This is a genomic window from Arthrobacter sp. THG-b23, assembly GCF_059091265.1.
This window is the reverse complement of the sequence record NZ_JBNHGM010000007.1, coordinates 19,740-32,962: the sequence shown is the minus strand read 5'-3', so window position 1 is coordinate 32,962 and position 13,223 is coordinate 19,740. Positions and strand designations below refer to the sequence as shown.

General features: G+C 70.1%; 11 protein-coding genes. 5 read left to right on the top strand and 6 right to left on the bottom strand.

Annotation, left to right across the window (positions count from 1 at the left end):
• Window positions 1–30: 30 nt before the first annotated feature.
• From AC5RVD_RS12885 to mtrA, 6 genes are all read right to left on the bottom strand, one after another.
• Window positions 31–1,281 (bottom strand): winged helix-turn-helix domain-containing protein, encoded by a 1,251-nt coding sequence (locus tag AC5RVD_RS12885; RefSeq protein ID WP_494127125.1) that lies wholly within the window; start codon window positions 1,279–1,281, stop codon window positions 31–33.
• Between the two features lie 29 nt (window positions 1,282–1,310).
• Window positions 1,311–2,033, bottom strand: coding sequence for a ribosome hibernation-promoting factor, HPF/YfiA family (gene hpf, locus AC5RVD_RS12880; RefSeq protein WP_494127124.1), 723 nt, complete (start codon window positions 2,031–2,033; stop codon window positions 1,311–1,313).
• Between the two features lie 238 nt (window positions 2,034–2,271).
• Window positions 2,272–3,123 carry a ComF family protein gene (locus tag AC5RVD_RS12875; protein ID WP_494127123.1) on the bottom strand — a complete coding sequence of 284 codons (852 nt, stop codon included), beginning with the start codon at window positions 3,121–3,123 and terminating at the stop codon, window positions 2,272–2,274.
• A 107-nt stretch (window positions 3,124–3,230) separates the two neighbouring features.
• Window positions 3,231–4,958 carry an LpqB family beta-propeller domain-containing protein gene (locus AC5RVD_RS12870; RefSeq protein WP_494127122.1) on the bottom strand — a complete coding sequence of 576 codons (1,728 nt, stop codon included), beginning with the start codon at window positions 4,956–4,958 and terminating at the stop codon, window positions 3,231–3,233.
• A complete protein-coding gene (gene mtrB, locus AC5RVD_RS12865) occupies window positions 4,939–6,633 on the bottom strand; it encodes an MtrAB system histidine kinase MtrB (protein WP_494127121.1) in 1,695 nt (564 codons plus the stop codon). Before mtrB ends, AC5RVD_RS12870 begins: the two co-directional genes overlap by 20 nt.
• Window positions 6,634–7,311, bottom strand: coding sequence for an MtrAB system response regulator MtrA (mtrA, locus tag AC5RVD_RS12860; RefSeq protein ID WP_493989146.1), 678 nt, complete (start codon window positions 7,309–7,311; stop codon window positions 6,634–6,636).
• Between the two features lie 193 nt (window positions 7,312–7,504).
• On the opposite strand from mtrA, the gene AC5RVD_RS12855 reads away from it, so the two are divergent.
• Genes AC5RVD_RS12855 through AC5RVD_RS12835 form a run of 5 tightly spaced genes read left to right on the top strand, consistent with a single transcriptional unit; the run spans window position 7,505 to window position 13,209 of the window.
• Window positions 7,505–8,938, top strand: coding sequence for a glycerophosphoryl diester phosphodiesterase membrane domain-containing protein (locus AC5RVD_RS12855; protein ID WP_494127120.1), 1,434 nt, complete (start codon window positions 7,505–7,507; stop codon window positions 8,936–8,938).
• On the top strand, window positions 8,935–9,630 hold the full coding sequence (locus AC5RVD_RS12850) for a DUF4129 domain-containing protein (RefSeq protein ID WP_494121648.1): 696 nt from the start codon (window positions 8,935–8,937) through the stop codon (window positions 9,628–9,630). The genes AC5RVD_RS12855 and AC5RVD_RS12850 overlap by 4 nt, the downstream gene beginning before the upstream one ends.
• The gene (locus AC5RVD_RS12845; RefSeq protein WP_494127119.1) at window positions 9,627–10,886 is read left to right on the top strand and encodes a DUF4350 domain-containing protein; all 1,260 of its coding nucleotides are present in this window, start codon (window positions 9,627–9,629) and stop codon (window positions 10,884–10,886) included. The genes AC5RVD_RS12850 and AC5RVD_RS12845 overlap by 4 nt, the downstream gene beginning before the upstream one ends.
• Window positions 10,883–11,908, top strand: coding sequence for an AAA family ATPase (locus AC5RVD_RS12840; protein ID WP_494127118.1), 1,026 nt, complete (start codon window positions 10,883–10,885; stop codon window positions 11,906–11,908). Before AC5RVD_RS12845 ends, AC5RVD_RS12840 begins: the two co-directional genes overlap by 4 nt.
• A gap of 8 nt (window positions 11,909–11,916) precedes the next feature.
• Window positions 11,917–13,209, top strand: a complete 1,293-nt coding sequence (locus tag AC5RVD_RS12835) for a DUF58 domain-containing protein (RefSeq protein ID WP_494127117.1) — start codon at window positions 11,917–11,919, stop codon at window positions 13,207–13,209.
• The last annotated feature ends 14 nt before the right edge of the window (window positions 13,210–13,223 follow it).

The following is a 13,223-nucleotide window of genomic DNA, read 5'->3' as shown; positions in this document are numbered from 1 at the left end:
TCAGTTGCGCAGAAATCTGGCTTGTTCAGTCTACGTGAGAGACGAGTCCCGCACCGTTTTGGTTCCCGGCGGCCGTTTCGCTGCCTCACGGGCCAGGGCGGCGGCCAAATCGCCCCTCTCCTCCACGACGACGGCGTCCAGCGCCAGCCAGTCGGCCATCAGGGCGAGCTCGGCTGCCAGTTCGGCCGCGGTTCCGGGCGGAGCGTCGGCCTCGGCGTGCGCGGCCCGGACCACGAGCCTGCCCGAGGCCCGGTCCGCTTTCAAGTCCACCCGGGCGCACAGCCGGTCCCCCAGCAAGAACGGCAGGACGTAGTAGCCGTAGGTCCGCTTTGGCGCCGGCGTATAGATTTCGATCCGGTAGCGAAAGCCGAACAGGCGTTCCACCCGCTGGCGTTCGAACACCAGCGAGTCGAAGGGGCTCAGGAGCGCCCTGCCGGTGGCCCGGCGCGGCCGGGCTGCCTCGGCGTGCAGGTACACGTCTCCCCTCCAGCCGTCCACCTGCACCGCTTCCAATTTGCCGGCCGCCTGCAGTGTCCGCACCGCTTCGGCCGCGGCCCGCACGGGCACCCGGAAGTAGTCGGCGAAGCACTTGACGGTCCCGATGCCGTGAGCCAGCGCTGCAGCCTCGATCAGCCTCAGCATCGCCTGCTCCGGATCGGGCCGGTGCTGTGCGTCGTGCGGGGCGGGCAGCACCCGCTCCGTCAGGGTGTAGAGCCGTTCGAACTGCGGAGTGCGCGCGGCGGCGCTGACCAGCCCCTCTTCGAAGAGGGCCTCCAGCACCCGCTTGACGGCGTTCCAGTTCCAACCCCAGTCGGTCTTCGGCTGGTGCGCGTCGTGGCCGATCCGGTCGGTTACCGCCCGGGCGGTCAGGCCGCGCGAAGCGGCAAGGGTGTCCAGGATTTTCGCGGTCAGGTCCCGGACGAGGTCCGGGTCCATGCCGGTCGCGCCAACCCACCGGCGCCGCTGCCACTGGCGGAGGTCGGCGAAATCCTGCGGCTTGATATAGCTGGCTTCGTGCGCCCAGTACTCCATCATGCGGCGCGGCGCTCTCCCCGCGAACCGGTGGAGGATGTCGACGTCGTAGCCGCCGAGCCTGGAGAAAAACGGCAGGTAATGCGAGCGCACCAGCACGTTCACGGAGTCAATCTGCAGCAGCCGCAGCCGGTCAAAGGTCCGGCCCACCTGCCTTGCCGTGACAAGGCCGGTGGGCCGTTCCTGAACCAGTCCCTGCGCCGCCAGCGCGATGCGGCGGGCCTGGGCCGGAGTGATGCGGGCTGTCATGCCTTCATATTAGGCAGCCGCGGCGGCAGTCAGGCTTTCGCGCCCGCAGACGAGCGGTAGGCCAGCACCTCTTCGCGCGCCTTGGCTTCTTCGGCGCTGCAGTCGGCATCGAGGGTAATCACGCCGTACGTCCAGCCGCGACGGCGGTACACGACGCTGGGAGCGTTCGTTGCCTTGTCGATGAACAGGTAGAAGTCGTGTCCCACCAGTTCCATGTTGTCCACGGCATCGTCGAGGGTCATGGCCGCGGCCGGGAAGACCTTGCGGCGGATCAGCACCGGCGAGTCTCCGGCGGGAACGTCATTGTCAATCTCGTAGCCGGTCCGATCCTCGGCCTGGTCCTGGGCAGTTGCCGCAGCCAGCGCCTCTTCATGCAGCGGCACGTCGGTGCTGGCCGGTTCCAGCGTGGCGGTGGCCTGGTGGACGGCGGTCGGGGTGTGGCGGCCGTGGTGGACCTTGCGGCGGTCCCGGGCGCGGCGCAGGCGCTCCAAAAGCTTGTTATAGGCAATGTCGAAAGCTGCAAACTTGTCCGCGGCCTTGGCCTCGGCGCGGACCACGCTGCCCCGTCCGAGCACGGTGAGCTCGACGGTCATCGAGCTTTCGGCATTGCGGGCATTGGCCTCTTTGGTGACTTTGGCATCAAGCCGCTGGACCTTGTCGCCCAGCTGCTCGATCTTGGAGATCTTCTCCTCAGCGTACTCGCGGAACCGGTCCGAAACGGACAGGTTGCGGCCGTTGATGTTGAATTCCATGGTGCCCTCCATAATTGCCTAGATGACACAACAGCGACCGAAAGTGAAACTCCTTTCAGCCGCTGAAGACGGGTTGCCTCCCTCGCGGGAGCCCATACCTCACGTTAGATCACTGACACCTTTTATTCACCCTTTACCCACGAATATCTACAACATTTCCCGACGATGTCCTGGGGCACTCCGACGGCCGGTGCCCGGGCTGGGGCGTAATCGTTACACCACGCGTCACACCGCGCGCTCATGAGGACCCGGGTCCGGCGCCCCCGCCCCCACATCCACCGGCGGGTCCGGCGGGAGCCGAGGCGGCTGCCAACACCGCCCCGCCCAGGGGAAGTCCGCCGGCGGCACGCAGCGCCCGGGCCAGCTCACCCATCGTGGCGCCGGTGGTGAGCACATCGTCCACCAGGAGGCAGCACCTCCCGGCGATCAACGATGCGTACCCCGGCGGCACGGCCATGCTGCCGGCAACGTTCCGTCGCCGCGCCGACCGGCCCAGCGCCTTCTGCCCGCCCGGGGAACCCGGCCGCCGCAGGCGCCGCACCGGGTCCACCTGGCGGACGGCGGGCAGCAGCTGCAGGCCGGCCGGCAGCAGGCCTTGCCGTGCCAGGCGGGACAGCAGCAGTTGCAGCGGATCGTAGCCGCGGCGCCGGCGGGAACTCCCGCGCGGGGGAACCGGGATCAGCACCCCTGCGGCGGGCCGGCCGGCCCGTGCCGCGGCCGCGTCCAAGGCTCCGGCCAACACGACGGCCAGCACCGGGGCCAGCTCGGTCCGTCCGTGATTCTTGAAGGCCAGCACGGCCTGGGACAGTTCCCGCCGGTAGGGCCCCCCGGCGGTCACCGGCAGCGGCCGGCCGGCCTCGTCCAAAGGCAAGGAGTCGGCGTCCTGCTCCACGGCCATCGGGCGCACCGTCGACCGCCGCAGCCGCCGCCGGCAGGCAGCGCACAGGACGTCATCCGGCGCACCGCAGGCCACGCAGTCGGTCGGCAGCAGCAGCCGGCCGAACTGTCCGGTCCAGATGCGCAGCGCCTGGGCGGCCGGGCTGAAATACAGCCTGTCCAGCCCGGCGCCCACGTCCGCCGTCGTCCTCATGAGCGGGTCCCTGCCATGCCTCCAGCATGGCCGCGCCCGGCCACGCCCGGGGTGACCGGACACCGGATGTGGAGACGGCCCGGGCCGCGGGCGGCTGTGGAGGGGGGCTACCCCGGGAAGGACGGATCGATGACCAGCGGCGAATTGCGCTGCGGGGCCCAGCTGTTGCCGACGCGGATGTAGAGCATCTCGTTGGTCTGGGCGTACACGTCCTGGTCGCCGTTGCCGGCACTGATCTCCACCATCCCCTGCAGGGGCGCGGTCCGCAGGGTGCTGCCGTCCAGGTTCAGCACCTCCGCGGTCACCGCTTCTTCGGGCGAGGCCTGCATGACGACGACGGTGTCTTCGTCGGCCCAGACGCCGGAGTCCACCGGCACCGAGGGGTTCAGCCGCTTGGGCGTGGTGATGCCTCGCGGCCTGCCGTCCTGGTCGCGGACGACGCCGGCGATATAGACCGAGGTGCTCTCGCCTTCACGGGTGGTGATGAGCGCCCTGGAGCCTTCACGGGAAATCTGCAGCTCGGTCACGGTCCGTTCCGTCAGCCATTGGGCGCTGACCGCGACCGCTTCGTCCGGCTTTTCGATGGAAACCGCGGAGACCTTCCCGCTGCCGTCTCCGGCCGCCGCCCAGGCCCAGCCGAAGGGATCGACGCTGGGTCCGGTGAGGTTGCTTCCGGATGCCGCCTCCACCGCGCGGCGGTCCCCGCCGATCACGAACATCCGGTCGCGCTCGGCGGTCAGGAAAGCAAAGCGTTCCTGGTCCAGCGACATCGCCGGTTCGCGCGGCCGCAACCGTTCCACGGACGGCAGGCCCTCCGGCTTGACCGGCCGCGATCCCTCGTAGAACACCAGTTCCTCGTCCAAAACCCCGATCTGCACATTGCCGACCGCGGGGTCCGTCACCGCGGCCTGGAACTGCGGATCGGGCGTATTGCCCAGATCCACTTCCCGCTGGTCCACCGTCATCTGGACGGTAGAGACAGTATTAAGCCCTCCCAGCGTCAGCTCCAGCTGCTGTTGCATCTGCTGCCGGCGCAGGAACGTGGTGCCCGTCAGGACTTCGGCCGAGAGGTCCACGCTGGCGGCACCGGATTCAATCGGCACGGCCCGGCGCACCAGCTGCGAGCCTTCCGGGAAGGCGCTGATCACGGCGCCGGCCAGGTACGGTGCCGGCCCCTCCAGCATGGCGGCCACGATGGCCGCGGAAATGCCCTGCCGGTTGGCGAACCAGCGGACGTCCGGCACGGCATAGGTGTACGTCGGGTCGTAGTAGTACAGGTTGAACGGAGAGAACAAGCTGCGGAAGTCCACCGTGGAGACCATGGTTCCGTCGGGAACGCTGGAAATCCGCCATTCGCCGTCCACTTGGGTCAGTTCCACCGGCAGCGACTCGGTGGCCCCTTCCTCGGCCTGGGTCCGGACGCCCGATTCGTTGATCGTGGTATCGACCTCCACCTGGAGCACGAATTCGGTTTCGGACGGCGACCCGACAATCCTCACAACGTTCCGGTACACCAGCGTCCGCTGCACCGGCTGCCATTCGCCGGCCAGGTCCGGAGCCAGGAATTCGCGCGCGATCCGGTAGTCGTCCTGCGTGGCCGTGCCCGCCTGGATGAAGCCGGCGACGATCTGCTGCGGCGTGTCCCCCGGCGACGGCCCCGGCGGGTTGAAGGTGTAGCCGGTTCCCCCGGTTTCGCCCGAATCGGCCTGGACTGTGCCCACCGGCCCCGACATCGGGATGGAGGAACAGGAGACCAGCGCCAGCATGGCACAGAGGATGACGACGACGGCGCGCAGCCGGGCGAGGCGGGCAGGGTCAGCTGGGATCCGGAACACCGTTTTCCTCCTGCCGTTCGAGGAGCACATTCTCGGCCACCAGCTGCCCGTGCCACGCCGAGGCACCGGCCGGCGGCAGCGGCAGCGGCGAATGCGTGAGCGTGCCGCCGCTGTGCCGCGGCAGCGTGAGCCGGAAGCAGGCACCGTTGCCCGGCTCCCCCCACGCCTGCAGCCAGCCGCCATGGAGGCGGGCATCCTCGGTGGAAATCGACAGCCCCAGGCCGCTGCCGCCTGTGGTCCGCGCCCGGGCCGGGTCGGCGCGCCAGAAGCGGTCGAACACCCTGGAGGCTTCCATGGGCGTCATCCCGATGCCGTAGTCCCGGACCGAAACGGCCACGGCGTCGTCGGTTGCCCCGACCGTCACCTCCACCGGTTTGCCCTCGCCGTGTTCCAGCGCGTTGACAATCAGGTTGCGCAGGATGCGTTCGATTCTGCGGCGGTCCATGTCCGCGATGCAGCGCGGCTCGTGGGCGATCAGGCGCAGCTCCGACCCGCTGTTGTCCGCCAACGGCTGGGCGGAGTCGAGCGCGGTGCGGGCGATCTCCACCAGATCGGTCGCCTCCGCGTCCAGCGCGGCAGCACCGGCGTCGAAGCGGGAGATTTCCAGGAGGTCGGCCAGCAGCGCCTGGAAACGCTCCACCTGGTTGTACAGCAGTTCGGTGGAGCGGGCGTTGATCGGATCAAAGTCCCCGCGCGATTCGTACAGCACCTCCGCGGCCATGCGGACCGTGGTCAGCGGCGTCCGCAGTTCGTGCGACACATCGGAGACGAACCGCTGTTGCATTTCGGACAGCGCGGCCAACTGCGTGATTTGCTCCTGCAGGCTGTTTGCCATGTGGTTGAAGGAGGCGCCCAGCCGGGCGAGTTCGTCTTCGCCCCGGACTTCCAGCCGCTCCTGGAGTTGTCCTGCCGCCAGCTTCTCCGACGCGATCGCCGCCTGGCTCACCGGGTGCACCACGGCGCGGGTCAGTAGCCAGACGATGCCGCCGACCAGGACCAGCAGCAACCCGCCGCCGATCCAGAGCACCCGGTGGATAAAGTCCAGGGTCTGCTGCACGGAGGAGAGGTCGTAGATCAGGTACAGCGCATAGGAATTGCCCGGCGGCAGCGACACCTTGGTGCCGAATCCAATCGCGGGGACGTCGCTGTCGCCCACCGGCAGGGCGAGCGCCTGGCGGTACTGCCCGGTGCCGGTGGCGACTTCCTGGGCCAGCCCTTCCGGAATGATGTTGGCGGTGATGGAGGTGTTCGACTGGCTGAACACGTAGAGGTTCTGGCCGCCCGGCAGCGGCGTCAGCAGGTAGTAGCGCGGCGCTTCGGCGCCGGTGCCTTCCAGCAGTTTCAGCGTGTCCGCCACCATGCTGGAGACGGTCGAACGGTCGCTGGCAGAAGAACTCTCGAAGATCGTCTTGACTTGGGAAAGCCCGCGCCGGGACTCGGCCTCCGCCTGGTTCACCCGCTCCTGGTAGAGCCCGGAGGCTATCTGGCTGGAGAGGAACGCGCCGACGCCCATAAAGGCGAAGGCGGTGAGCAGGACGGCGGCCGTCACCGTGCGGAACTGCAGCGACCGCCGCCATTTCCGGTTCAGGAACTCGCGGGCCCGCAGCGTGGCATGCCAAGCGGCCTCAGCTGCCGCCTTCAGCTTGGCTGTCCACCGGTTGAGAACCGGCTCCACTTACCCTTGGCCGGCCTTGTAGCCGACGCCGCGTACCGTGAGCACCACTTCGGGGGCTTCCGGATCGCGTTCGATCTTGGAGCGCAGCCGCTGGACGTGGACGTTGACCAGTCGGGTGTCTGCGGCGTGGCGGTAGCCCCAGACCTGCTCCAGCAGCAATTCGCGGGTGAAGACCTGCCAGGGTTTCCGGGCCAGGGCCACCAGCAAGTCGAATTCCAGCGGGGTGAGCGAGATCTTCTCGTCCCCGCGGTGGACCACATGCCCGGCAACATCGATCACCACGTCGGCGATCCGCAGGGTCTCCGGGGCCCGCTGGTCTCCCGGCCGCAGGCGGGCGCGCACCCGGGCCACGAGTTCTGCCGGCTTGAACGGCTTGGGCACGTAGTCGTCGGCGCCGGATTCCAGGCCCCGAACCACGTCGGAGGTGTCCGACTTGGCCGTCAGCATGACAATGGGAACGTCCGATTCGCCCCGGATCTGGCGGCAGACCTCAATCCCGTCCAGCCCCGGGAGCATCAGGTCGAGCAGCACCAGGTCCGGCTTGCTGCTGCGGAAGACCTCAAGGGCCTGGGCGCCGTCCGCGCAGAACACCGGATCGAATCCGTCGTTGCGCAGCACGATGCCGATCATTTCGGCCAGGGCCTCGTCGTCGTCTACGACCAGAATGCGTGCCTTCATATCTCCCTATTGTTCCCTATTCACCTCATCCCTGGCGTAACGACGCACAGGGCACACCGACAGCGCGCCCACGGCCGGGCCCGCGCCCGGGATGATAGGAACTGGCGGACCGAAACTATAGGCTGATGAGAGGCTAACACTTCGCCGGGGGCCTCCCGCCGTCGGCGACACGAGACGAGGAAGACGGGACGCGATGAGCCACGGGGCCAATGACGCCGGGCACGACAGCAGGGATCCGCAAGGCCAGGGCCCCGGCGGCCCCGGCTCCAACTCCGCCGCCGGCTCCAACAGCCAGGCGCCGGGCCAGCCGGCGTGGGGGCAGCAGCCGGTGTGGGGACAGCCCGCGCCCGGCGCGCCGGAACCCGCGTGGGCGCCGCCCGGCCGGCAGCCTCCGCCCGCCCAGCCCGGGTGGGGCCAGCAGCCTCCGCCCGCCCAGCCCGGGTGGAACCCGCAGCCGCAGTGGGGACAGCCCGGGCCCGGCGGGCAGCAGCCGGGAGGCTGGCCCGGGCAGCCTGCCTGGACGGGCCAGCCAGGCGGCGGTTGGCCGGCCCCTCCCGGCCCGGGCCCCTACCGCGGCTATGTTGCCCCGCCGAAACCGGGCGTCATCCCGCTGCGTCCGCTCGGCGTCGGCGAAATCCTCGACGGCGCTTTCCAGGCTGCCCGCAAGAACGCCGCGGCGGTCTTCGGGACGGCGGTGCTGCTCCAGGTAGTGGTCAGCGCGCTGGCCTGGCTGGTCGGCGGACTGATCATCTCCGCCTTCGGCGGCCTGCAGGTCATGGCGAACGAGGAACTCACGGATGAGTCCGCGGTGGCCTTCGGCCTGTCCATCATCATCTCTTCCCTGGTGCTGGGCCTGCTGTCCGGGGTGGGGATCCTGGTCCTGCAGGGCGTCCTTGCCATTCCCACGGCCCGGGCCGCGGTTAACCAGAAAACCGGCTTTGGCCTGATGTTCGCGCTCGCGAAGGGCCGGATCGGCGCGCTGGTCGGGCTGGCCCTGCTCTATCTGGCGCTCACTGCCGCCGCGCTGGTCGCGATCGTCGCCGGCTCCTTCTTCCTGGCCGACCAGCTCGGCGTGTCCTCGGCCTGGCTCATCGTGCTGATCATCCTCGGGCTGACGGCGGTGTCGGTCTGGATCGGCATCAAGCTGATGCTGGCGCCCGCGGTCATCATCATGGAACGCGCACCGCTCTTTAGGGCGCTTGCCCGGTCGTGGCAGCTGACCGACCGCAGCTGGTGGCGGACCTTCGGCATCATCCTCCTGTGCACCATCATCGTCACGGTGATCACCTCCGTGGTCAGCATGCCGATTTCGTTCATCGTGGGACTCGCCGGTCCCCTGCTCGGCGATCCGACATCGGCCGAGAGCATGCTGGCGACCATGGGGCCGCTCACGCTGGTATCGATGCTGCTGTCTTCCATCTTCTCGGCCATCGGCTATGCCTTCCAAGCGGCCGTGATCGCCCTGGTCTATATCGACCTGCGGATCCGCCGCGAAGGGTTCGACGTGGTGCTGTTGCGCGAGCATGAAGCCTCCGGCGGCCAGGACACCCGGACCATCCCGGGACTCGGCACCGGCGCGGCGCCCGGCCCCGCGGTTCCCGGGCCATCCGGTCCATGGTCCACATGATCGTGAACCCCATGGGCGTGGCGCGGGGCTTCGCAGCTGTCCCCTTCGACGTTCCGGTGGAGCCGGGACCGGAAGAGGCACGTGAACTGCTGGTCCGCGAACTGGCCAAGGAGGAATACCAGGATGCCCGCCCCGGAGTCCTGGAATCGGTGCTGCAGGCCGTCCTCGACTGGCTGGCGGAGCTGATCGCCCAGCTCAATGGCTTCACCCCCAATCTCGGCACGCTGGTCCTGGTCCTGGCTGCTCTGCTGCTGATCGGCGCGGCCGTGTGGCTGGTCAAACCGCGGCGCAACGCCCGCCGCCGGGCGGCGGCAGAGATGTTCGACGGCGCCGTCCCGCTCACAGCCGACGAGCACCGCAGGAACTCGCGGGCTGCCGCGGCCGAAGGCGACTGGGACTCGGCGCTGACCGAGCGGTTCCGCGCGCTGGTGCGATCGATGGAAGAGCGGGTGGTTCTGGACCCCCAGCCGGGCCGCACCGCCGACGAAGCGGCCGCCGGCATCGCCGCCGCGTTCAGCACCGAGGCCGGGCGGCTGCGTGATGCCGCCGCCCGGTTCGACTCCGTGCGGTACGGCAAGGTGCCGGCAACGCGTGAGGACGTCGACCGGCTGGCAGCCCTGGACGATGCCCTGGCCGTGGCGACGCCGCACCCGGGCGGCAGCAGCCCGGCGCCGCTGGCGGTTCCGCGATGAGCAGCGCCGGCGCCGCGGATCCGGCGGTTGCAGCACCCGGCGGCTTCGCCGGAGGCGCCACCGGAACCGGCGGCGCGCCCGGATCCCTGCCCGAAACCATCGGCGACGGCGGCTCGGTGCTGTCCACGCTGCGCAACCGGCTGCGCCGGTGGAGCTTCTGGCTCCTGTTGCTGGTGCTGCTGTGCGGCGTGGTAGCGCTGGAGCTGCTCCGCGGCCCGGCCGCCGACCGCGCCGACCTCTCCCCCGGCAACGCCGCGCCCAACGGGGCCAAGGCCGTGGCCGAAGTGCTCCGCCAGCAGGGCGTGCAGGTGACCGCGACGAATTCGCTGCAGGAAACCCGGGACCAGCTGAAGGCAGGCGACGCCGCCTTGCTGATCCACGACCCGGACGGCTACCTGACCACCGGGCAGCTGGAACCCCTGAAGGAGCGGGCCGCCCGCGTCGTGCTGCTCGAGCCCGGCTTCGAGGCGTTGCGGGCACTTGCCCCCGGCGTCCGGGCCGCCGGCGTCGTCCCTGCCGACGGTGGCAACCTCGCGGCCGGCTGCAGCGTGCCCGGTCCCGCCGCAGCCGGCGAAATCACCCGCGGCGGCTTGTCCTACCGCGGCGGCAGCGAACTGTGCTTCGCCTTCGAGACACCCGCCGAGGACGCGGCCCCCTTCGTGGTGTCCGACGACGGCGGCACCATCGTGCTCGGCGCCGGACACGTGCTCAGAAACGAAGGCGTTGTCCGCGCCGGCAACGCCGCGCTGGCACTGCGCACGCTGGGAGCCACGGAGCGGCTGGTGTGGTACCGGGCGGGACTGGAGGACCTTCCGGTGTCCGACGAAGCGGTCAACCCCCTGAGCCTGCTGCCCGGCTGGGTGCTCCCGGTGTCCCTGTGGCTCATGGGGGTCGGCGTCGCCGCGATGTTCTGGCGCGGACGCCGCCTCGGACCGCTGGTGTCCGAGCCGTTGCCGGTGGTGGTCCGCTCGGCCGAGACGATCGAGGGCCGTGCCCGGCTTTACCAGAGTGCCAAGGCCGTGAACCACGCCGCCGACAACCTGCGCGCCGCCACCCTGACCCGGCTCGCCGCCCACCTGCGGCTGCCCGCAGGCGCCGCCAGCGCCGACGTCGTCGATGCGGTAGCCCGGGACAGCTGCCGCCCGCGGGCGGACGTGGAGCGCCTCCTGCGCCACGAGGCACCCGGCACCGAAGCCCGGTTCGCGACCTGGGCACAAGAACTGCAGCAGCTAGAGAAAGAGATAATGCACCGATGAGCGATCAGCCAGGACAGCAGCAGGCATCCCACTACGGCGGGGGCCCGGCCGTCGCCACGCCACCTGCCGACGACGACCGCCTGCGCCAGACGCTGCACGACGTCCGCAGCGAGGTGGCGAAAGCAGTGGTGGGCCAGGATGCCACCGTCACCGGGATGCTGATCGCCCTGCTGTCGCACGGGCATGTGCTGCTGGAAGGAGTGCCCGGCGTCGCCAAGACGCTGCTGGTCCGCTCGCTCTCCGCCGCACTGAGCCTGGACACGAAACGGATCCAATTCACCCCCGACCTGATGCCCGGCGATGTCACCGGCTCCATGATTTACGACACCCACACCGCCGAATTCCGCTTCCGCGAGGGCCCGGTCTTCACGAACATCCTCCTGGCCGACGAAATCAACCGGACGCCGCCGAAGACGCAGGCCTCGCTGCTGGAAGCGATGGAAGAACGCCAGGTGTCGGTGGACGGCATGTCCCGGAAGCTGCCCGAACCGTTCATCGTGGCGGCCACGCAAAACCCGGTGGAATACGAGGGCACCTACCCGCTGCCGGAAGCCCAGCTGGACCGCTTCCTGCTGAAGCTCACCATGCACCTGCCCGACCGGGACGCGGAAATCGAAATCATCCGCCGCCACAGCCAGGGCTTCGACCCGCGCGACCTGCGTGGCGCCGGGGTGCGGGCCGCCGCCTCCGCCGGGGACCTGGTCCAGGCCCGGGCCGCCGTGGCCCGGGTGGCGATCGCGCCGGAGGTGGTCGGCTACATCGTGGACCTGGTCCGGGCCACGCGCTCGGCGCCGTCGTTCCAGCTGGGCGTTTCGCCTCGCGGCGCCACCGCCCTGCTCAGCACCTCGCGCGCGTGGGCGTGGCTGAACGGCCGCGGTTTTGTCACGCCGGACGACGTCAAGGCGATGGCCCTGCCGGCGCTGCGGCACCGGGTCGGCCTGCGGCCGGAGGCGCAAATGGACGGCGTGCAGGCCGACGACGTGCTGCAGAGCATCCTGGCCACCGTGCCGGTCCCCCGCTGAGTGACGCCGTGGCGATCACCGGACGTTTTGTCCTGCTGGCCCTTGCGGGCATCATCCCGCTGATGCTCTTCCCGCGCCCCGTCACGGTTCTGGTGTGCTGCCTGCTGCTGGCCGCGGCGGTCGGCGTGGACCTGGTGCTGGCGCTTTCGCCGCGCCGCGTCGGGCTGCAGCGGAGGCTGCCGTCGAATGTGCGGCTGGGAGAATCGGTGACGGCCGGGTTGCTGCTGGCGAACCATGGCCGCAGCCGGCTGCGGGCGGTGGTGCGGGACGGCTGGCAGCCCTCGGCCGGCGCCGCCAATCCGGAGCAGCCGGTGCGCCTTGCACCGGGGGAACGGCGGCTGGTCGAGGTGCAGCTGACGCCGCAACGCCGCGGCGACCTGCTGGCGCAGCATGTCACGGTCCGGTCGCTGGGTCCGTTGGGAGTGGCCGCGCGCCAGGTCACCGTCGGCCTGCCCGGCCGGCTGCGGGTGCTGCCTCCGTTCCATTCCAAGCGGCACCTGCCCTCCAAGCTGCGCAAGCTGCGCGAGCTGGACGGCCGGGTGGCGGTGCAGGTCCGCGGCGCCGGCACCGAGTTCGACTCGCTGCGCGACTACGTGCGCGGCGACGACGTGCGCTCCATCGACTGGCGCGCCACCGCCCGGCGGCAGGCCGTCGTCGTTCGCACCTGGCGCCCGGAACGCGACCGCCGGGTGGTGATCGTGCTCGATACCTCCCGCACCTCGGCCGCACGGATCGAAGACGAGCCGCGGCTGGACACCGGAATCGAAGCCTCCCTGCTGCTGGCGGTGCTCGCCGAGCGCGGCGGCGACCGCGTGGATTTCCTGGCCTTCGACCGGCGGCCGCGGGCCAAGGTCGCCTCCGCGGCCAAAGGCAACCTGCTCAACCAGTTGGTCAACGCCATGGCCCCGCTGGAGCCGGAATTGATCGAAGCGGACTGGTCGCAGATACCCGCGGAAATCCACGCCTTGTCCTCGCACCGGTCCCTGGTCGTGCTGCTGACGGCGCTGGATTCCGGAGCGGCCGAGGAGGGGCTGCTGCCGGTGCTGGCCCAGTTGAGCGCCAAGCACACCGTGGTGGTCGCCTCGGTCAACGATCCGCACGTGGATCGGCTGCGCACCGTCCGCGACACCGTCGACGACACGTTCCGGGCCGCCGCCGCGGAGCGCGCGGTGCTGGAACGGGCAGCAGTCGCCGCACAGATCCGCCAGCTCGGCGCGGAAGTGGTGGACGCTCACCCGCACGAACTGCCCCCTCAGCTGGCGGATATGTACATCCGGCTCAAAGCCGCCGGACGGTTGTAGCCGTCGTGGACGCC